The organism is Collinsella provencensis, from assembly GCF_900199705.1.
GTDB classification, from domain to species: domain Bacteria; phylum Actinomycetota; class Coriobacteriia; order Coriobacteriales; family Coriobacteriaceae; genus Collinsella; species Collinsella provencensis.
Map to the genome: position 1 here is coordinate 1,575,469 of NZ_LT904908.1, position 21,465 is coordinate 1,596,933.

The 21,465-nt window shown below is 58.3% G+C and carries 11 protein-coding genes; 9 read left to right on the forward strand and 2 right to left on the reverse strand.

From position 1 onward, the window contains the following. Positions 1-197: 197 nt before the first annotated feature. Positions 198-986 (reverse strand): response regulator transcription factor, encoded by a 789-nt coding sequence (locus tag C1711_RS06970; RefSeq protein ID WP_102338631.1) that lies wholly within the window; start codon positions 984-986, stop codon positions 198-200. Between the two features lie 553 nt (positions 987-1,539). Between C1711_RS06970 and rpoB the strand changes: the two genes are divergently transcribed. The 9 genes from rpoB to C1711_RS07015 all read left to right on the forward strand — a co-directional run bounded on the left by rpoB (position 1,540) and on the right by C1711_RS07015 (position 19,943). Beyond that, positions 1,540-5,040, forward strand: a complete 3,501-nt coding sequence (gene rpoB / locus C1711_RS06975; RefSeq protein WP_102338382.1) for a DNA-directed RNA polymerase subunit beta — start codon at positions 1,540-1,542, stop codon at positions 5,038-5,040. Between the two features lie 6 nt (positions 5,041-5,046). Then, positions 5,047-9,513 (forward strand): DNA-directed RNA polymerase subunit beta', encoded by a 4,467-nt coding sequence (locus C1711_RS06980; RefSeq protein WP_199824863.1) that lies wholly within the window; start codon positions 5,047-5,049, stop codon positions 9,511-9,513. A gap of 372 nt (positions 9,514-9,885) precedes the next feature. Then, positions 9,886-15,897, forward strand: a complete 6,012-nt coding sequence (locus C1711_RS06985; RefSeq protein ID WP_159060079.1) for an InlB B-repeat-containing protein — start codon at positions 9,886-9,888, stop codon at positions 15,895-15,897. Positions 15,898-16,134: 237 nt separating this feature from the next. Further along, entirely contained in the window at positions 16,135-16,632 is a 498-nt protein-coding gene (locus C1711_RS06990) for a family 4 glycosyl hydrolase (RefSeq protein ID WP_102338385.1), read from the forward strand. A gap of 15 nt (positions 16,633-16,647) precedes the next feature. Beyond that, positions 16,648-17,958, forward strand: a complete 1,311-nt coding sequence (locus C1711_RS06995) for a PTS sugar transporter subunit IIC (RefSeq protein ID WP_102338386.1) — start codon at positions 16,648-16,650, stop codon at positions 17,956-17,958. A 110-nt stretch (positions 17,959-18,068) separates the two neighbouring features. After that, positions 18,069-18,644: an RDD family protein gene (locus C1711_RS07000; RefSeq protein ID WP_159060080.1), complete on the forward strand. Its 576-nt coding sequence runs from the start codon at positions 18,069-18,071 to the stop codon at positions 18,642-18,644. Next, the gene (locus tag C1711_RS07005) at positions 18,613-19,335 is read left to right on the forward strand and encodes a MurR/RpiR family transcriptional regulator (protein ID WP_234346324.1); all 723 of its coding nucleotides are present in this window, start codon (positions 18,613-18,615) and stop codon (positions 19,333-19,335) included. The genes C1711_RS07000 and C1711_RS07005 overlap by 32 nt, the downstream gene beginning before the upstream one ends. Then, the gene (locus C1711_RS07010) at positions 19,332-19,625 is read left to right on the forward strand and encodes a PTS sugar transporter subunit IIB (RefSeq protein ID WP_102338388.1); all 294 of its coding nucleotides are present in this window, start codon (positions 19,332-19,334) and stop codon (positions 19,623-19,625) included. Before C1711_RS07005 ends, C1711_RS07010 begins: the two co-directional genes overlap by 4 nt. Next, positions 19,626-19,943, forward strand: coding sequence for a PTS lactose/cellobiose transporter subunit IIA (locus tag C1711_RS07015; RefSeq protein WP_102338389.1), 318 nt, complete (start codon positions 19,626-19,628; stop codon positions 19,941-19,943). 340 nt (positions 19,944-20,283) lie between these two features. Here C1711_RS07015 and C1711_RS07020 read toward each other — a convergent pair whose 3' ends face one another. Continuing rightward, entirely contained in the window at positions 20,284-21,345 is a 1,062-nt protein-coding gene (locus C1711_RS07020) for a hypothetical protein (RefSeq protein ID WP_159060082.1), read from the reverse strand. Positions 21,346-21,465: the final 120 nt, after the last annotated feature.

Below are 21,465 nucleotides of genomic sequence, written 5' to 3' on the forward strand. Positions count from 1 at the left end.
GATGGTTTGGGTCTCAGCGCGTAGATCGGACTCGGCGTCCTGCTCGATGGAGGAATGGAATGCGCCCGTGAGCGCGGCGGCGGTCGTCACGATGCCCGCCAATGCCACGATGAGAATGCCGAAGAAGAGGCGTTTGGAGAGCGAGGGGACGCCCTTCGTCGCATGACGGGTTGCGAGGGGGATATCGTCGATACCGCTCATCGTGCGATGTCCCGGAACCTATAGCCGACACCTCGCACCGTCTCGATGGAGCTCTCGGAGCCCGGGCACACCTCTCTCAACTTTTGGCGCAGCGTTTTGATGTGCATGTCCACCGTGCGCGTACCACCGGGGTATTCCAGGTTCCACACACGTTCGAGCAGGATATCGCGTGTGAGCACGCGGCCCTTCTGTTCAACGAGCGTGCACAGGAGCCGGAACTCCTTGCGCGTGAGCGTGACGGGCCGCCCGTCGACCATGGTGCGGTACTCATCGGGGAAGACCTCGATGGCCGCTCGTTTTTCGACCTTCTCGACGCGTACGCTTGTCGGGGCTTGGAGAAGCTGCGCTTGTGCGAAACGCGTGCTCCTGCGCAGCAGGGCGTTGACGCGGGAGACAAGTTCCATCATGCCAAACGGTTTGGCGAGGTAGTCGTCGGCACCCGCGTCGAGCCCGCTCACCTTATCGTATTCGGCGTCTTTTGCCGTGAGCAACATGATGGGAAGATACGTGGTTTTGCGCTCTGCGCGCAGTTGCTTCATAAGCTCGATGCCGTCGATACCGGGGAGCATGATATCCAGCAAGACCGCTGCGGGTGGCCGCTCCATGCAGAGCTCGAGAAGGCTATTCCCATCATGAAACGCGATGACTTCAAATCCGGAATGCTCAAGGGCATAGCGCGTGAGGTTTCGGATGTTCTCGTCGTCCTCCACGTAATAGATAAGCGGTTTGCTTGATGTCGTCGCGCCCTCATGCGCGTCTGTTGCGTCGTGTAACGTTGAGCTCACGTTACCGTGCGCACTTGTACAACCGGACGTCACGTTCAATCACACCACACCTTCGATGTGCCGATGCCGGGCAGATGCTCCGGATCCATGAGATCGTCTCGCGGCCTGCTGTCGCAGGCATGTACGTGGCGACTTCATGTGAGCCCTGCGTGCCCGGCAAGCAGTTTCATGCGTTGCGTACCCATCAAATCGTATATCAACGCGCATGTGGATAAGGACCTAGGAAGCGTAAAGATTTTGGCACGTGTGGGTAAAGCAACGGTAAAGTTCCGTATGACGCGTCCTGCCGATTCACTCAAATCACATGAACATATGTTCGATTTATATAGGTTGAACAGGCATTTTGTTCAAGAAATATTTTGCTAATCCAAAAAGGCGATTGAGTCAAGCATTTTCTTGCCCAACGGTTTTCTCCTGATAAACTGATAGGTTGCCTTAGCTGGCGGAGCTATGCCTCTACGCCGTACGTGCGAGTTCAAATGCTCAAGCGTTCGCGCCGCGATGCGCAGCCCTGCCGGATCAACCGCCTTTTCCAAGAAGGAGGAAACACCTGGTGCCGAAAGCAAACGCGACCAAGACCGTGACCGCCACCGAGCGCACACGCGTCAACTTCGGGAAGATCCCGGAGACCATGGAGCTGCCGAATCTCATCTCCGTGCAGAAGGAGAGCTTCGAGCGCTTCAAAGACGAGGGCCTGCGCGACGCCTTTAAGGAGTCCAGCCCCATCCAAAGCCAGAACCATATGCTCGAGGTGACCTTTGGTCATCACCAGTTCGGCGACCCGTCCCACACGGTGAACGAGTGCCGCGAGAAGGACATGACCTATCAGGCCCCGCTGCTCACCGAGGTCCGTCTCACCAACAAGGAGACGGGCGAGATCAAGGAGCAGCTCGTCTTCATGGGCGACTTCCCCATGATGACCGAGCAGGGCACCTTCATCATCAACGGCACCGAGCGCATCGTCGTCTCGCAGCTCGTCCGCTCCCCGGGCGTGTACTACAGCTCCGAGATGGACGGCGGCAAGCAGGTCTACAAGGCCCAGGTCATCCCTGCCCGCGGTGCTTGGCTCGAGTTCGAGGTCGACAAGCGCGACCAGCTTGTGGTGAGCATCGACCGTAAGCGCAAGCAGAGCGCCACCATGTTCCTGCGCGCACTCGGCATCACCGTTACCAACGACGAGATTCTCGAGCTTTTGGGCGACTCCGACGTCGTCAAGCGCTCCCTCGAGCGTGACACCGCCCTCACCCGCGAGGATGCGCTCATCGAGATTTATCGTCGTCTGCGCCCGGGTGAGCCGCCCACCGTCGACGCCTCCCGCAGCCTGCTTGAGGGCATGTTCTTCAGCCCGCAGCGCTACGACCTCGCCCGCGTGGGCCGCTACAAAGTCAACAAGAAGCTCAACCTCGCCACTGAGGAAGAAGTCACCGTCCTCACCGACGAGGACATCGTTGCCACCCTCCGCTACCTGCTGTCCCTGGCAGCGGGCGAGCAGGGCTACAAGGTCGACGACATCGACCACTTCGGCAACCGCCGCATCCGCACGGTCGGCGAGCTCGTCGCCAACCAGTTCCGTATCGGCATGAGCCGCATGGAGCGCGTGGTGCGCGAGCGCATGAACTCGCAGGACGTCGATGAGATCACGCCGCAAAGCCTCATCAACATCCGCCCGATCGTGGCCGCCATCAAGGAGTTCTTCGGCTCCAGCCAGCTCTCCCAGTTCATGGACCAGGCCAACCCGCTGACCGGCCTTACCCACAAGCGCCGCCTGTCCGCTCTCGGACCTGGTGGTCTTGCCGGCCACAAGTCCGGCTCCAGCCGCCGTACCAACGTGCCGACGGCCGTCCGCGACGTTCACAACTCGCACTATTCCCGTATGTGCCCCATCGAGACCCCCGAAGGCCCCAACATCGGCCTGATCGGTACCCTGGCGCTCTATGCCCGCGTGAACGAGTACGGCTTCATCGAGGCCCCGTACCGCAAGATCGTCGATGGCAAGGCGACCGACCAGATCGACTGGATGACCGCCGACGAGGAAGAAAACCACATCATCGTCCCGGCCAACACCCCGATCGACCCCGAGACGGGCGCGCTCGTGACCGTCGACGCCGATGGCAATCTCGTGCAGCCGCATACCGTCGTCGCCCGTACGCGCGACTTCGACGGCTCCTTCGGCGCCCCCGCTGATGTTCCCGTCGAGGACGTCGACTACATGGACGTCTCTCCGCGCCAGATGCTCTCCGTGGCCGCCACGCTCATCCCGTTCCTCGAGCATGACGACGCCAAGCGTACCCTCATGGGCGCGAACATGCAGCGTCAGGCCGTGCCGCTGGTCCACCCGGTCGCCCCGTTCGTGGGCACCGGCATGGAGGCTCGTGCCGCCATCGACTCCGGCGAGGTCACTCTTGCCCGTCATGCCGGCGAGGTCATCTTCGCCGACGCTTCCAAGATCACGGTGAAGACCTCCGAGGGCCTGGAGGAGTACGCGCTCCCCAAGTACCAGCGCTCCAACCAGTCCACCTGCATCAACCACCGTCCGCTCGTGCGCGTGGGTGACGAGGTCGTCGAAGGCCAGCCGCTGGCCGACGGTCCTTCCACCGACCACGGCGAGCTCGCGCTCGGTCAGAACCTCACGGTTGCCTACATGCCGTGGGAGGGCTTCAACTACGAGGACGGTATCGTCGTTTCTGAGCGTCTGGTTTCCGAGGACTTGCTGACCACCATCAACATTTCCCGCTACGAGACCGACGCCCGCGACACCAAGCTCGGCCCCGAGGAGATCACCCGCGAGATCCCGAACATGTCCGAGGACATGCTCGCCAACCTCGACGAGGACGGCATCATCCGCATCGGCGCCGAGGTCAAGGCCGGCGACATCCTGGTGGGCAAGGTCACCCCCAAGGGCGAGAGCGCACTCACGCCCGAGGAGCGCCTGCTCCGTGCCATCTTCGGCACCAAGGCCCACGACGTGCGCGACACCTCCCTCAAGATGCCCCATGGCGCTGAGGGCCGCGTGATCGACGTCGTGCGCTTCAGCCGCGAGGCCGGCGACGACCTGGCTCCCGGCGTGAACGAGCAGGTTCGCGTGTACGTTGCCCAGCGCCGTAAGATCCAGCAGGGCGACAAGATCGCCGGTCGTCACGGCAACAAGGGCGTTATCTGCGAGGTCCTGCCCGTGGAGGACATGCCCTACATGGCCGACGGCACCCCAGTCGACGTCATCCTCAACCCGCTGGGCGTCCCGTCCCGTATGAACGTGGGTCAGCTGCTCGAGTGCCACCTCGGCTGGGCCGCTGCCTGCGGTTGGGACCAGGATTCCGACGATTCCGACAAGTACGTCCCCGGTCCGTTCTTCGTGTCAACGCCCGTCTTCGACGGTGCCCACGAGGACGAGATCGCCGAGGTCATCCGTCGCGCCAACAAGAATATGCTCAACCTCGCTTCCGAGCGTTTCGGTGAGCACATGAGCCCGTCCTTCGTGACGCAGCTCGATGAGCGCGGCAAGACGGTGCTCTACGACGGCCGTTCCGGCGAGCCGTTCCGCGAGCCCATCACCGTGGGTACCTCCTATATCTTGAAGCTCGGCCACATGGTCGACGACAAGATCCACGCTCGTTCGACCGGCCCCTACAGCCTCGTTACCCAGCAGCCGCTGGGCGGCAAGGCCCAGTTCGGCGGCCAGCGCTTCGGCGAGATGGAGGTCTGGGCGCTTTACGCGTACGGCGCCTCCAACGTGCTGCAGGAGATCCTCACCGTCAAGTCCGACGACACGATCGGCCGCGTTAAGACCTACGAGGCCATCACCAAGGGCGAGAACGTGCCCATCGCCGGCGTGCCTGAGTCCTTCAAGGTTCTCGTCAAGGAGATCCGCTCCCTCGCGCTCGACATCGAGCCGCTGCGCGACGCCGAGCCGGAGCTCCCTGCTGCCGAGCCCGCTGAGACCGAGGCTGAGCTGGACCTTTCCGGTCTGACTTCGCTTGATGAAGCCGACACCTCCGCTGACGCGGCTGCCGCCATCCTCGATGAGCTCGCCGCTTCCACGACCGATAAGGAGTAGTTGACTGTGGCAGATTTCCAGAACACAGATTTTGACGCGGTAAAGATCTCCCTTGCCTCCGCCGACCAGATTCGCTCTTGGTCCTGCGGTGAGGTCAAGAAGCCCGAGACCATCAACTACCGTACGCTCAAGCCCGAGAAGGACGGCTTGTTCTGCGAGAAGATCTTCGGTCCTGCCAAGGACTGGGAGTGCTCCTGCGGCAAGTACAAGGGCATCCGCTTCAAGGGCATCACCTGCGAGCGCTGCGGCGTCGAGGTCACCACGGCCAAGGTGCGCCGCGAGCGCATGGGTCACATCGAGCTCGCCGCTCCCGTGTCCCACATCTGGTACTTCAAGAGCCCGACCTCGTTCCCGATGAGCCGCCTGCTCGACATCAAGTCCAAGGATCTCGAGAAGGTGCTGTACTTCGCGAGCTACATCATCACGTACGTCGACTATGAGGCCCGCGAGGCCGACGCCGACGACCTGCGCGAAGAGCTCGCCGCCGATCTCGAGGAGATCGACGCCGAGTGCGCTCGCCAGATCGAGAGCCTGAAAGCCCAGGGCGATCCCGAGAACTTCGACGAGTTCTCCGACGAGGAGCCCCTCACGCCTGAAGAGGTTGCCGCCGGTATCGTGGACATCGAGGAGGAGTGCCGCGACGAGAAGGACCTCCGTTCTGAGGCCTTCCAGGCGTTCATGCAGCTCAACGAGCGCGACCTCGTGTCCGACGAGCCGCTGTTCCGCGAGATGAAGCGCTACTACTCCATGTACTTCAAGGGCGACATGGGCGCCGAGGCCGTACGCGACCTGCTGGCCGCCATCGACCTCGAGCAGGAGGCCGCGACCCTCAAGGCCATTATCGCCGACGAGGACAGCCAGAAGCAGAAGCGCGAGAAGGCCGTCAAGCGCCTCGAGGTCGTCGACGCGTTCCTCAAGGGCCACAACGACCCCGCCAACATGATTCTCGACGTTATCCCCGTCATTCCGCCCGATCTGCGCCCGATGGTCCAGCTCGAGGGTGGCCGCTTTGCCGCCTCCGACCTGAACGACCTGTACCGCCGCGTGATCAACCGCAATAACCGCCTCAAGCGCCTGCTCGACCTGGACGCCCCCGCAATCATCGTGAACAACGAGAAGCGCATGCTCCAGGAGGCCGTCGACGCCCTGTTCGACAATGGTCGTCGTGGTCGTCCGGTGTCCGGCCGTGGCGGTCGTCCGCTCAAGTCGCTCGCTGAGGCCCTTAAGGGCAAGCAGGGCCGCTTCCGCCAGAACCTGCTCGGTAAGCGCGTTGACTACTCCGGCCGTTCCGTTATCGTTACCGACCCCAAGCTCAAGCTGCACCAGTGCGGCCTGCCCAAGACCATGGCTCTCGAGCTCTTCCAGCCCTTCGTGGTGAAGCGCCTCGTGGAGCTCGGCAAGGTCGAGAACGTCAAGGGCGCCAAGCGCGTCATCGAGCGTCGTGCCAGCTATGTGTGGGACATCCTCGAGGAGGTCATCGACGGTCGCCTCGTCCTGCTCAACCGCGCACCGACCCTGCACCGTCTGTCCATCCAGGCATTCGAGCCCGTCCTCGTCGAGGGTAAAGCCATCCACCTGCATCCGCTGGTCTGCGCCCCCTTCAACGCCGACTTCGACGGCGACCAGATGTCCGTGCACGTGCCGCTGTCTGCGCCCGCCCAGGCCGAGGCCCGCGTGCTCATGATGAGCTCCAACAACCTGCGTTCCCCGGCTTCCGGCAAGCCTGTGAACATTCCTTCGCAGGACATGATCATCGGCGTGTACTACCTCACCCTGGCCCGCGACGGCATGGAGGGCGAGGGCCACGTCTTCGCCAGCTTCGACGACGCGCTGCATGCCTACGACTGCCGCGCCGAGGCCGGTGTCGACCTACAGGCCAAGGTCCAGGTGCGTGTCAGCGCCGCCGAGGCCAACGTCACGCTCGAGGACGGCACCAAGCTGTTCCGCGTCAAGAACGGCAAGAACGAGGTTGTGGACTACGACGTCACCGGTTCCAAGACCGCGCGCTTCGAGACCACCATCGGCCGCATCATCTTCAACCGCCAGTGCCTGCCGGACGACTACGAGTACATGAATTACAAGATGGTCAAGGGCGACGTCGCCAAGCTCGTCTCCGACTGCTGCGACCGCTATCCCGAGGCTGAGGTTGCCCCCATTCTCGACGCCATCAAGTACTCCGGCTTCCACTACGCCACCACCTCCGGCCTCACCATCTCGGTGTGGGACGCTCTCATCCCCGAGGAGAAGCAGGAGATCCTGGACCGTGCCCAGAAGGACGCCGACCAGATCAACGCGTACTTCGAGGCAGGCTTCCTGAACGAGCAGGAGCGCCACAACGAGGTCGTCCAGCTCTGGCACGACACCACCGACGAGGTGGCCGCCAAGATGCTCGACCTGTTCGACGAGGGCAACCCCATCTACATGATGGCCGACTCCGGCGCCCGTGGTTCCAAGGCCCAGCTTCGTCAGCTCGGCGGCATGCGCGGCCTGATGGCAGATATGTCCGGCGAGACGATCGACCTTCCCATTAAGGCCAACTTCCGCGAGGGCCTGCTGCCGCTCGAGTACTTCATCTCCACGTACGGTGCCCGTAAGGGCCTGGTCGACACCGCGTCGCACACCTCCGACTCCGGCTACCTCACCCGTCGTCTCGTCGACGTGGCGCAGGACGTCATCGTGCGCGAGGACGACTGCGGCACCACTGAGGGTTGCACCTACAACCTGGTCACCCCGGGTACCGACAACATCAACGCCGACCTCGTGGGCCGCTGCTTCTTGGAGGACGTCGTCGCTCCGGACGGCACCGTGCTGTTCGAGAAGGACGCCTACATCGAGAGCGTTGAGGACATCCAGAAGATGCTCGACGCCGGTCTCACCAAGGTTGCGCTGCGCGCATTGCTGACCTGCCGTTCCAAGTACGGCGTGTGCCAGAAGTGCTACGGCTGGGACCTGTCCACCCGTCGTCCGGTCGCCATCGGCACGGCCGTGGGCATCATCGCCGCCCAGTCCATCGGCGAGCCTGGTACGCAGCTTACGATGCGTACGATTCACTCCGGCGGCGTCGCGGGCGTTGCGGACATTACGCAGGGTCTGCCGACCGTTTCGCGTATGTTCGACATCGTCGGCAACGTCAACGAGAAGATTCTGGGCCGCGAGGCCGACCTTGCGCCGTTCAGCGGCAATCTCTCCATCAAGCCGGAGAAGTCCGAGTACCTGCTCACGCTGACCGACTCTGACGACCCCACGCGCATCCTCGACGAGAAGCGCGTTCCCGCCGCCGTGCAGTTCATGCCCGGTATCGAGGACGGCTGCGAGGTTCGCGCCGGCGACCAGATCACCAAGGGCTTCGTGAACTTCCGCACGCTGCGCCAGCTCACGGACATCGAGTCCACCATGCACACGTTCGTCGAGAACGTGAAGGACGTCTACAACTCCCAGGGCGTCGACCTGAACGACAAGCACATCGAGGTCATGGCACGTCAGATGCTGCGCCGCGTTCAGATCACCAACCCGGGCGATTCCAAGTACCTGCTCGGTCAGTACGTGGATCGCTACGAGTTCGCCGACGAGGTGGAGCGCGTTGCCCGTCTGGGCCTCACCCCGCCTGCCGCCGAGCCCGCCATCCTGGGTACGCTCAAGGTCGCGTCCTCCATCGACTCCTGGCTGTCCTCCGCGTCGTTCATCCGCACCGCGGGCGTTCTGACCGAGGCCGCCATCGAGGGTAAGGTGGACCACCTGCTCGACCTCAAGTCCAACGTTATCGTGGGCAAGAAGATTCCTGCAGGTACGGGTCTCAAGCCGTATTCCAAGGCCGGTATGACCTACCGTACGGAGGAGGGCTACCAGCCGGTCGACGGCCCGACGTCCCCCAACGCCAAGGCACTGCCCGATTGGGCTCCGTCTGAGCTCAAGGAGCTCGACGCCGAACTGCCGCAGCAGCTCGACTTCGGCTACGACGAGTATGGCGCGGCTGACGGCCAGTACACCCGCAATGGTCACACCATTTCCGCCGAGGATGCCCGCCTGTACCTGTTCGACGACTTGGGCGTGTCCCAGCGCTGGACGAACAAGTTCAGCGAGGAGGGCATCGAGGTTGTGGGCGACCTGATGGGCAAGTCCGAGGAGGACCTGCTTCGCATCGACGGCATCGGCGCCAAGGCGATCGAGGAGCTGCGCGACGGTCTGGAGCGTCACAACCTGCTCTACATCCTCGACAACTCCGACGATGTGGCGGATGAGGAAGACCTTTCCCAGCTGCTGCAGATGGTCTTTAGCCCCGACGGCCAGGACGACATTCTGCTGGGTGCGAGCGCACCGCGTCACCACTTCGACTCTGACGAGGAGATGCTCGGCGCTCCGGCTTCCAGGCCGACCAACAACGATGCCATCAATGAGGACATGGCGTCGCTCGATGAGCTGCTGAACCAGCTTGTCGACACCGACGAGGTGTACCCCGAGGAGCTCGAGGACTAAGTGTCCTGATCACGCTTCCGAGGCATGAGCAGCGGGCCGCCTTCCCTACGGGGGGCGGTCCGCTTTGCGTTAGCGCGCCCTCGGCTCTGCTTCATCGCATGGAAAACGTTTTGAGATGTGGGCGAGGTCGGTTTGTAATCATAAAAGCCGCTGCGTTGTCTTCCGGAAAAATGAATCACCCATCGTATTGATTTCGCTATTGTGTGTCCAGGTTGTTCCAACGCGCTTTGGTTTTAACTCAAAATGGCTTGAAGACAGCCGTTGAGAGAGTTGAGCGGAAATGTCGAAAAACTGGAATGCCAGTTAAAGCTGAAGTATTATTTCAGCATATAATGTGCCAGTTAATATCCACATATGTGGGAGATTATATTCATGGATAGTTGCAACACAGGTCGGGTTTTTTTCCGCAAGTTTGTTGGTGCGATGCTTTGCGTTGCGCTGTTAGGCGCGATCATGGTGCAGGCATCGTTGGCCGAGACGCCAATATGGGAGTATGGGACAAAAGCAGCATCCGCAGGTCAGGGAATGTCCGGAGGGGGGCTCTTTGCGATATCTTCCGCTGAGGGACCTGGAATGGACGGTGTTGCGGGGCGCAGTAGCGATGGGATGGAAATTACCACCGCCGAGATCCGGGCGGAGGGCGTGACCAATCAAGCTTTGTCAGATGGAAGCTCTTTTACGGTTGACTTTTCCAAGCAGTTCACGCTGCACATTGCGGTGGAAAGCAAGCTGAATCTGGCGAACAAAAAGGTGGAGATCACCGTGCCCGACGGGCTGACCGTGGTGGAATACCCGATCCCTGAGCGGGGCGGCATGGCGGAGAGCGTAACGCCTGAAAGCATTGACGATCTGCACAGTGTGAACAACTACGGCGGTTACTGTCCTACAAATGGCACCATCACCTATTCCCTCAAAAATACGGCGGAAAAGAACAGCTTTAATATCGTTCTGGCACCGGACACCGTTCTCTGGAACAGAACAAAGGAGCAGACACTTGAGAATGCGCTGAAGATCAGGGTCTACACCGATGGCACAGACGGTCAAACATACCAGGAGCTTTCTGCCACCCCCAAGATTACGGGCGAATACAATGATACGGCTGATGACAACAGAGCCATCCAGACCGGCCCCAGACTGTCCCGGGTTGGTGTGAAGACTGGCGTGCCCACGGCGGCGAACCAGCCCTTTGCCCTGCGGCAAATCTGGATCAACCCGGACAAGGACTACATCGATATGCCCCAGTTCTTTAAGAAGCTGGAGATCACCATTGCCCTGCCATACTACACAAAAAATGGCAGCAATATTTATGCGGAACTCGACCATGTCACCTATGACCCGGCGGGACAGTCCACCAGGCCCAACCTGCTGGATCCGAAAAATCACAAGGATGCGGACGGCGGCTATAAGGACGGCTTTAACTTCAAGAAGACGCAAAACGATATCGATCATACCGTCACACTGACATGGGAAAACTTGTATCTGGAGTATGGCCAGGACTACTTTACGCCCTACTTTAAGTGGACGTCTGATTGTGACGTCACAACTACAGATGCCGTCAAGTGGGGCAGCAATTCGATTCTTAACACCGGTAAGAAAGCCCCCGGATGCTACGAGGGTAAAACGCCTACTGCCGGTGCTGCCTCCGCAGTGGGCGGAACGATCACCTGGCAGGATGACAGTATATGGTATCTCTATAATGGCGACTGCACTACGTTCAGCTTCACTGCTCAAGCAGGAGAGAGCATGAGTGTGAGCGGAAAAGCCAACAATCAGCCAATCTATAATAATTACACAAGCGATTCCGGTATTACCTATTATCTGGGACAGTTCCATGTGGTCAATCAGGGCGGCGATAAGAGCGCTGCAAAGACGGTGGAATTCACCTATAGAAACAATGATAAAATCGGAGTCACCGCCCAGAAGATCCCCGCAACCACGGGCAATACTGTGGAAGTCTGGTACACGACGACAACGAACCCAACCGAGCAAAAGTATAGCGGCTCCCTCACCAGCAGCGGCGGCTTTGTCACCTTTACCGCTGATATGGCAAGCCTTGTCGAGGGCGAGTATTTCACCAAGATCAAGGCCAGCGTAGGCAGCTATGAGAAGGACTACGTGGGCTATGTGTCCTCCCGTGACCAGGATCCCACATCGGGATACGCCACCACCTTCGGCAAGCTGCTGACCGCAGAGGCGGGTACGTATACCAACTTTGCTTCCATGAAAATGTACGATACCGCTTCAGGTGATAGCACGGCCAAATCGGACAACTATACCGTAAAGGTCACAAACACAAGGGGCGAGATCCCTCTGGCCATGGAGCAGGCGTATGAGGAGAATTCCTTGGAGCGGCTTCCCATTCTGAGCAAGACCTCCGCAACGGCGGGAGAGACCATTACCTTCAACGGTCTGCTCAGCTCCTCCGCTTATCCCTATTCCTCCAACAATGTTACGACGGATCAGGAAATCTACATCCGTCTGCCGGAGAAGATAACTGTTGAAAATCTAAAGCTGTATCAGGAGGAAGGAAGAACGGCAGATAAGGTATTTCTGCTCGATGCAGTCATGGAGACTGTGAAGAATCCCCGAAGAACAGAAATACCCGAAACCGCATACAAGTTTGAGGCTGTGACATCTGCCGAAGCAGGCTACAAGCTGTACAAAATCACCTTTACGAACCAAGATGATCCCGCAAAGGTTGGCTGGTTCACCGATGGGCTGGGGCAGTACCAGATCGGGATTTCCTTTGATATGAAGATCGCCAAGGATGCCGACGCCATGACCCTGGATATGCGGGACTGTGTACGGTTCAAGAGCGCATCCCTGACCTCCACGTCCAACAACGGCACCCTGGCCCAATATCAGGTTATGGATGATGGGGTGCGGTACAGCACCTTCAACGTCAACGCAAAGGGCACAAAGCTGTCTGTAGTGGCGGCAAGGCTGGGCCTGACCTTCACTTTCGGCGCAAGAATGACAGATAAGAATTCTACGGCTGTGTTCGATGCTACGAAGTATTCCAGCTTTGAGAATGACAAGCAAAAGGTCTATTTGAAAGACGCAGATCACGTGGTGGACATGCTGTTCACCCTGAAGAATGAAACGGGGCGAGCGTTCTCTAAGGAAGACGCCCAGGCCTTCTATTACTTTATTCCGGTGCCTAAGAAAGGCGACTTGTGGGATAGCCATATGCAGGATACGGCATTTGAATTTGATATGAATCTGACTAGAGCACCGGAGCTCTGGATTGGTGGAAATCATCAAGGTGAGATTCAGGTCACCTATGCCACGGATATCGAATCAACGGCAACGGCGGGTGAAGCCAAGCATTACACCAATACGGATAATTACATGACAGAGGATAAGCTGTTAGAGGGGTGTACTACCGAGGCACAAAAGGCTGAGCGGTGGAGAGAAGTCAAAATGATCCGCATTGCGGCGAAGCCTGACACTGCTTCAATCCCTCGAGATGCCGAACTGAAAGTCAACATGCGTCTGGAGCCGACGTTTAATGAGAACGCGAACTTTGTGGGTAGTGAGATCAACTTCGGACCCTGCGGTGTGTCTCCTTACTCCGTGGGCAATACGCTGAATCAGGGTCACAATCCTCTGCCCCGCATTCAGGTAGAGTTCCAGACGGGCATCATTGCCGGTAAGATTTTTATCGATAAAAACTTTAACGGCACATATGAAAAAGACACGGATGAACTTTACACAGGCAGTGTTACGGTAGAAGCGAACCACAGCAACGGCAATGAAAACTGCACTGAGGGGGATGCTGCGCATAAGGCAACCGCCACAGGTGGAACATTTTCATTCAACGGCCGCCGGGCGGACACCTACCATGTGGTCGTCACCAATCCCGGCAGCACCGATGCCAACGGCAATAATCCGCTGAAATTCTCCCTGCCGGAAAGCGGAGGAAAGTTCTCGTTGGATGCGGGAAAGAACACCGCCACGGCCAGCGTTGTTCTGGATATGAATGAAAAACCTAATGACATCGTGGTGGCGAAGGACCTTATGATTGGCTTCCAGCAGCCACATACGGTGAATTTCACGGCTGAGAATGCGACGTTGACCGGCAATAGTACAACCAAGGTGTGGCACGGTGAGAAGCTTGTGGCTGTCCCGAACGTCAACGACAATGAAGGCTTTCGCTTCACCGGAAACTGGACGGACGGAACCAACACATACACCGCCGACAAACTCAAGGAAGTAGCAATTTCCAGCGATGTGACCTTTACAGCGGAAGTAAAACAGCTCTACACGCTGACCTATGACCTCAACGGAGGCAGCGGGGCAAACGCTCCGGCGGCCTCCACGCATATCGAGGGCGAGAAGGTCAGCCCGGATTATACCGACACGGAGAAGCTGAAAAAGGGCGATAAGACGATCTTCGTTGGTTGGAGCGAAACGCGGATCGAGAATCCTCTTCCGGCAGACGCGGCGAAGGACGACATCGACACGATTATCTCCACGGACGAATACACAATGCCTGCCCGTAATGTTACCCTCTACGCCGTCTACGCGGTGGACGCCAACGACAACGGCAAGCCGGATTACAACGATGATGCCGTCCACGTCCGTTACCACGGCAATAACAATGTTCGTGAAGACATTCTCTGTCCCCATCATCATGTGGCAGGCGCAACGGCGAAGCTCTCCACCAACGGTACGGTTTCCGGCAAGAGCTTGGGCCATGATAAACCGGCATCTGCTGCCGGCGGCGAGGTGACTTCCCACACCTTTACCTTCACCGATAAAACCACAGGCAACGCCCATATCTTCATCGGTTGGAGCACATCGCCGATTTTGGACACCATTATCAAAACCAAGGCTGATTATGATGGACTGGCGAGCAGCATTGTGACAGAAGTAACGATGGAGAAGGCGAAGGTTGACGGGGGCAATGCCGACGATGACGGCAACACCAATGTTTATGCTGTCTGGGCCGCCGACCGCAACGGGAATAAAACGGCGGACTATCTGGAAGAGTATACGCTGACCTACGATGGCAATGCCCAGCAGGGCGGCACTGTGACAAACCTGCCGACTGATACAGATATCCACATCCCTGGTGACGAGGTTACCTTGAGCTCAGCAGTGCCTATCCACGACGATGTGGACGGCAAGACGGTTGTCTTTATCGGCTGGACTGAAGCGCAGACGAATGCGATTTTTAGTCGCGCGGACACAGCGCCTACTACCACAACAAAGGTTACCTTTGCATCGGCAAATAAGAAAGTTTACGCCGCATGGGGCTATGATGAGAATAACAACGGGACAGCTGATGTGCTGGAGACCTATACCCTCACCTATAACCTCAACGGCGGCAGTGTGGATGCTCCGGCAAAGGTGACAGGCGTTGCGAAGAACGCCGAGATCACATTGACAGCGGAGAAGAACTTCACCAGAAATCTTAATGAGATCTTTGTGGGCTGGAGTGTGACAAAGTTAGATGACGCGCTCACGGCAGAGACGAAACAGGAGGATGTGGAAAAGTTCCTGATTGCGCCTGGAGCAAAGTATCGAATCCAAACGGAGGATGTGACCCTCTACGCCGTGTGGGCGATTGACAGCAATGGCGACGGAACGCCGGACTATCAGACCACCTATACCGTGATCTATGATCTGGATGGCGGCACGGCTGCCGACGGCGAGACCTACGACGAGGAGACCGTGAAGCCTGGCGGGACGATTACGGTCAAGGCGGCGCCTATCCGAAAAGGTTATGCCTTTGCCGGCTGGTCTGATGGAATGACGATCCATCAACCTGGAGATATCGTGACAGTATTGGGTGCTGACCTGCTGTTGTCCGCTCGGTGGGAGAGGGACACGGGAAGCCTGAGCGTCACTAAGGTCGTGGCGGGCGATGCCGGGGAAACGAACAGGAACTTCAATTTTACCGTGACGCTTGTTGATGGCGCCGCCGCCAACGTCAGCGGAAGATATGGCGACATGGACTTCGATAACGGTGTGGCGACCTTCACACTAAAAGACGGTGAGGAGAAGAACGCTACGGGGCTTCCGGCCGATTGCGCCTACACGGTTACGGAGGCTGAGGCAAATCAAGACGGCTACACCACCACCAAAACAGGCGACACCGGAACCATTGAGGCGAATGAAACGGCAGTGGCTACGTTTACCAACACGAAGAAACTCGTCGGCCCATCTGACCCGACAGATTCGAAAGACCCAACGAAACCCGATGGCCCGACAGATTCGAAAGACCCAACGAAACCCGATGGCCTGACAGATTCGAAGAGCCCTGTGGATGCGCTTCCTGGAACTGGGGATGATGTCGTCCTGTTTGCACGACTTGCTCTTTTTGGTGCATTGCTGGCTGCGATAATCGCGGTGGCGATGAGGGGAAAGCGTGGGTAAACGTAAGCGGGAAGCGTGACATATATCATGGAGTTGACGGCGAGATGGGTGCATAAACATCCACCTCGCCGTTTTGATGTGAAGTGGCACGGAAAAAAGAGGCTCGGAACTGAGAAAAAGCAGTTTGCCCACGTGTGATCTCACGGAAAGGATTGCGAATAATCTGCAGATGCAGCATTTCAAGTCCGACAAGTATGGGATATACGCCGATTGGGCAGGCTATATGCATGCGCAGCCATGGTGCAGATTCGCGCCGGCGGCATGGGCCTGCGCAACTTCGATGAGAAGATTCCGTACAAGTACGGCTGCATCGGTCAGGAGACCTGCGGACCCGGCGGCCTCGCCTATGGCATCCGCAGCGTGCCCGACATGATCGAGCTCGTGCTGTCGATCATCAACAACTCCTACGAGCCCGCCCTCGTCATGACGAAGAACGACGGCATCTGTCCCAATCTCGATCCGGGCATGATGCTCGAGGCGACCTGCCTGGTTGGCTCCGAGGAGCTCCAGCCCCTGTGCGTGGGAGAGGTGCCCGCGTTCGAGAAGGGCCTGCTCGAGAACCAGTACGCCTGCGAAAAGCTGCTCGTCGACGCCATCTTCCAACACAGCGATCAAAAACTGCTTCAGGCCTTTACCGAGAACCGTCTCGTTCGCGATGCCGATGTTGCCAAGAAGATCATCGCGGATTTCAAGGCGGCGAACGGTGAGGCATGGCCCACATTTGGCGACGCCTAGGAAAGGAGCAAACCAATGGAACAGTTGACGAAGATGCTGGAACAATACATCTACCCCATTGCTGCCAAGTTCCAGGAGAACAAGTTCCTGATGTCCATCCAGTACGGCATGATGCTCACCACACCGCTTCTGCTGGTCGGTGCGTTTGCCTGCATTATCAGCGACTTCCCGCTCGATGCGTTCCAGGCCTTCATGGCCGGCGCCGTGGGCGAGCAGGTTTGGGGCGAGTGGAACTGGAGCATCCTGAACCCGGCGACCATCGGTCTGTTGAGCCTGGTTGCGATGAGCGGCACCTCCTATGAGCTCGCCCGTCGCAACGACGTCCCCGTGATGCCCGCCGTGGTCATCTCGTTCATGTGCTTCTTCCTGCTTATCCATGCGGACGAGAACGGCATGATCTCGCTTGGCAACTTCACCGCGACGACACTCTTCCTGGGCCTGATCATCGCGATCCTGACCGGTCAGCTGTATGCGTTCTGCATCAAGCACAACCTGACGATTAAGATGCCCACCGCGGTCCCCGAGTTTATCTCCTCGCAGTTCGCGGCCCTTATCCCCGCTGCCATCAGCGCCGCCCTGTTCATCGTGCTGCGCTACGTGATCCAGGCGACTCCGTACGTGACCGCCTCCGACCTGATCTACGGCATCCTCCAGATGCCGCTTACCGCCGCGGGAACCACTCTGCCCGGCACGCTCGTCGCGACTTTCGTCAATGACTTCCTGTGGTTCTTCGGCATCCATGGCACCAACGTCGTGCAATCCGTCATGGGTCCGCTGTGGGAGGCCGCCCGTGCCGCGAACCTCGAGGTCTACTCCGCTGATCCGATGGCGCTGCGTCCGTTCGTGGCGACCACGGCCTTCACCGACATGGTGATCTTCCTCACGGGCACCGGCCTCACGTTGCCGCTGTGCGTCGAGATGGTGTTCATGTGCAAATCCGAGCGCCTGCGTGCAGTGGGCAAGGGCGCCATCATCCCCGGCATCTTCAACGTGAACGAACCCATCACCTTCGGCCTGCCCATCGTGCTCAACCCGCTGCTACTGATCCCCTACGTGGTCGGACCCATGGTCTGCGTCGCACTGGCCTACGTCGCCATGGAGACGGGCATCGTCCCGCGTCCCACGGGCGTGCCGGTTCCCTGGACGCTTCCCGCACCCTTTGGTGGCTGGATGATGTGCGGCGACTGGCGCGGTGGCGCTCTGCAGCTGGTGATCCTCCTGATCCAGGGCGTCTTCTACTGGCCGTTCATCAAGGTGCTTGACAACAAGTACACGGCCGAGGAGAAGGAGCTCGCCGAGGCCGAGCCCGAGGCTGCAAGCGCGTAATCCCTCTCAACTTGGAGGCGAAACGGGACCGTCGTTTCAGGCCCATGTTCGGATGCTCAGCGTGCCCCCAAAAGCTCGAAGCTGGTGTACCGTATGAAAGACGAGGCGGCATGATTCGCAGAGCTGTTGCTTACTTCATTGACTGGATGCTCCTTGCGACCGGCATGAACATTTTGGTCGTCGCCGTGGCATTTGGCCTGACCGGAAAGCTCTACGCGGGTCTGCTGCCTCTCGTCTTTTTCGAGGCCCCCATGCAGATCATCCTGCTCGCCGTCCTTGCGGCAATCGAGCTGCTCTATTACTGCGGCGTTCCCCGCTATGTGTGGGAAGGGCAGACGTTGGGCAAGCGCATCATGGGAGTCCAGGTGCGCCGCGCAGACGGTGGCCGTGCCTCGCTTCCGACGCTCGTTTTGAGAGACTTGGTCTGCATCGTCTTGATCGAGGGATGTTTCTCCCCGCTGAGCAACTACGTGCGCAACGCACTTATGTTGGTTTGTTCGAGCGACGTTATTCAAATGACAATCTGGGCAAGCTGGGCATTAGGTGCGATTTCGATTGGCATGATGCTTTTCACCAAGCGTCACCGCATGCTGCACGATGTTTTGTCCGGAACGATTGTGGTCGGCAAGAGGACGGAGGCGGAACGTGGGGCGGATGAATCTCCAGTCGATGGAGCGGTGGAATAACCTCTCCATCGAGGAAATGCGCACATTGCGGGAGATTGTCTCCCGCATCGATCGGGGCGACGAACGCATCTCGGTGCGGTCCGTCGCCGAAGCCGCTTACGTTTCGACATCGAGCATCGTCCGCCTTGCGAAGAAGTTGGGTCTTGAGGGATACAGCGAGCTGCTCTACGTGCTCAAGCACGAACGCTTGGGTGCGGGCTTCAGGGGCGCCGTGGACATTTACGAGACGCTTTCCTTTGACGAGCAGACGAATGCGACGCTCGACGACCTCGCGCGCGCCCTTACGAGCGGACAATACGGTCGCGTCAACGTAATGGGCGTGGGATACTCCGATCTTTCCGCGACGTACCTGTGCAATCGCCTCATGGAAGAGGGTTTGTTCGCGGCAAACAAGAGCCCGCTCGACTTCCATGACGACACCCCGTTTCTCTCGGTCTTTTTCAGTGAAAGTGGGGAGACGAGAGATTTGACTTTCGTGCAAGAGCGCCTGAGGGCAAAGGGGTTGGACGACTACGCTTTCACGGCCGAGAGTTCGAGCACGCTCGGTGAGAACGCGAGCCATCGTATTTTGGTCAAACGAGGGCGCAACGGGCTGCCATACGACTCGAATCATTTTGTCATCAACTGTTTGGAGTGCATCGAAAGCCTCATCACGAGGATGGATACGATGAGAAAGGTTCAGGAATCATGAACGTATTGCTGGTTTGCTCGATGGGCGCCTCGACGGCGAGCATGTGCAAGCGCATCGACGCCGCAGCCGCTGCTGAGGGCATGGAGCTCACGACGACCGCCGTTCCCATGGCGATGATGGGCGACAAGATCGATTGGGCGGATGTGGTGCTGATTGGGCCGCAGATCCGTTTCATGCTCGAGAAGGTCAGCGCGTCTGCGAAGGGCAAGCCCGTGGAGGCGATCGATATGATGGCGTACGGCACGATGGACGGCGCCAAGGTACTCGCCCAGATCAAGGGAATGATTTAGATGGCGTCCGAGTCTGTCGAAGAGGTGCTTCCGTACGAGGCCCTCAGCTTCGAGATCATCTCGTTTGCCGGAACGGCGAAGAGCTGCTACCTGGAGGCATTGGAGTGCGTCCGTCGTGGTGAGGATCCCAACGAGTTGATCGCACAGGGAGACGAGGCATATCGAGCCGCCTCGGAGTCCCATCAAAAGGCGCTTCAACTTGAGGTCGCAGGGGAGCTGGGCTGCGGCTTACTGCTCATTCACGCTGAGTCGATTCTTATCAGCGCCGAGACCATCAAGGGCCTCATGCCGACGATTATGGATTTGGCACGTAAGTAAGCGATTCTTTTTTACGTGGTTTTGAGGCTGGACGATTACTTCGTCCGGCCTTTTTCCTTTTTAACCTGGCTTCAACTTGCAATGGGGTCGGTTATTCGCATTGACTCACAGGTTCGGCAAGTAGACGGCAAAACGAAAAAATAAAACACCTGGTAGATGATGTGCGGTTTTCGCAAAAACGGCTATCTGCTCGCTGGGATGCCGATTTTGTGCGAATAACCGACCTCATTGCATGACGAGTATCTGATTTTCAGTCAAACATTGCCCGAATTCCTGGGCATCCGTCGCACCTGCTTCATGATGTCGCGCTCGTTTTGGTTGGGGTGCGTCGTTTTCGAGCCTAAATTAAGCCAACTTGCTCCCAATCACAGAAAAGTTGCTCACGGAGTTCTTGTGTTGCTCGAGCAGTTTTCGGGGCAGGAGACCTCATTTGAACGCCCAGCTTCTTGGCCAGGTATGCTCCGAATATTTCAAAACGTCGCTCGTCGGCAATCTGCTCATAGGTGATGCGAATAACTTCGATTCCCATGTTCTGAAGCGCAAGCGCTCTATTGTCGTCGGTTAATCCTTTGATGGGACTGCCGTGAACGGCTTTTCCCTGGCATTCAACAACGACAAAGGGATGCTTGCTGGTCTTCTCCCAAGCAAGATCTGCATACACATGGCGCAGCCCACAGATTTTTCTTGCATCGTCGTTGAGTTCAATCTTTAGATCGTTTTGCATGCCCGTCAGACCCAACCCTCCAGTTGCACGCGGGGCCGTGAGCAGAAGAGAGGCACGCGCTTCAAAGGGGGACGCCACGCTTCCTGTTACAAGATGCGCTGCACTTTGAAGCGGCTTGTAGCCATGCTGACCTGCAACCTCTGAAAGAAATAGTTCCAAATCTCGGGAAGTGAACAGGGGAGGTCTTGTCCACATATTGGTTGCCGACCCTTTTGTGTCAACGAGTCTCTTCCAGTCTTGCATGCGAGGAATAGCGAGTTCCCGCCTGGCGCGGGCGTACGCTTCGTCCAGGTCTTTCGAAGGGGAAAAGACGGTGAACGTACCCATAAACTCATAAAGGAGCATGGCAAGGTGAATTGTCGAGATATGACGTGCAAGCAAAAGAGCGGTGAATAACGGAGATGTTAGAGAGACGTCAAAGGGAGTATCGATGATTGCGCGATGGGGAAGAGATGTGGTCCATACGTGCGGCTTTACAAGAGTTGAGTTAATACCATGGGCACCAAATTCAAGAGCATGGATGGGGATTCCAACTATTTTCGAAGCCGTGTAGTTGTCTCGAAGTTGTTGCCGTCCATAGGGTGTATCAAAGTCGGGGAGACAAGGGAGCACAGAAAGATACTGCGGGGGCACCCGGAGGAGCCTGAGAGCCGATATGCCGCACAAGGTCTTGTCCATAACAAAAGGTTAGTGCATGGAACGCGAAATGGCGGCTGGGGTTTCCGTGAATAAATGCCTTACTTTGACTCGAGGACGATATCTTTTATCTGCGCTTTTAGGAAACATGTCCAATTCGAG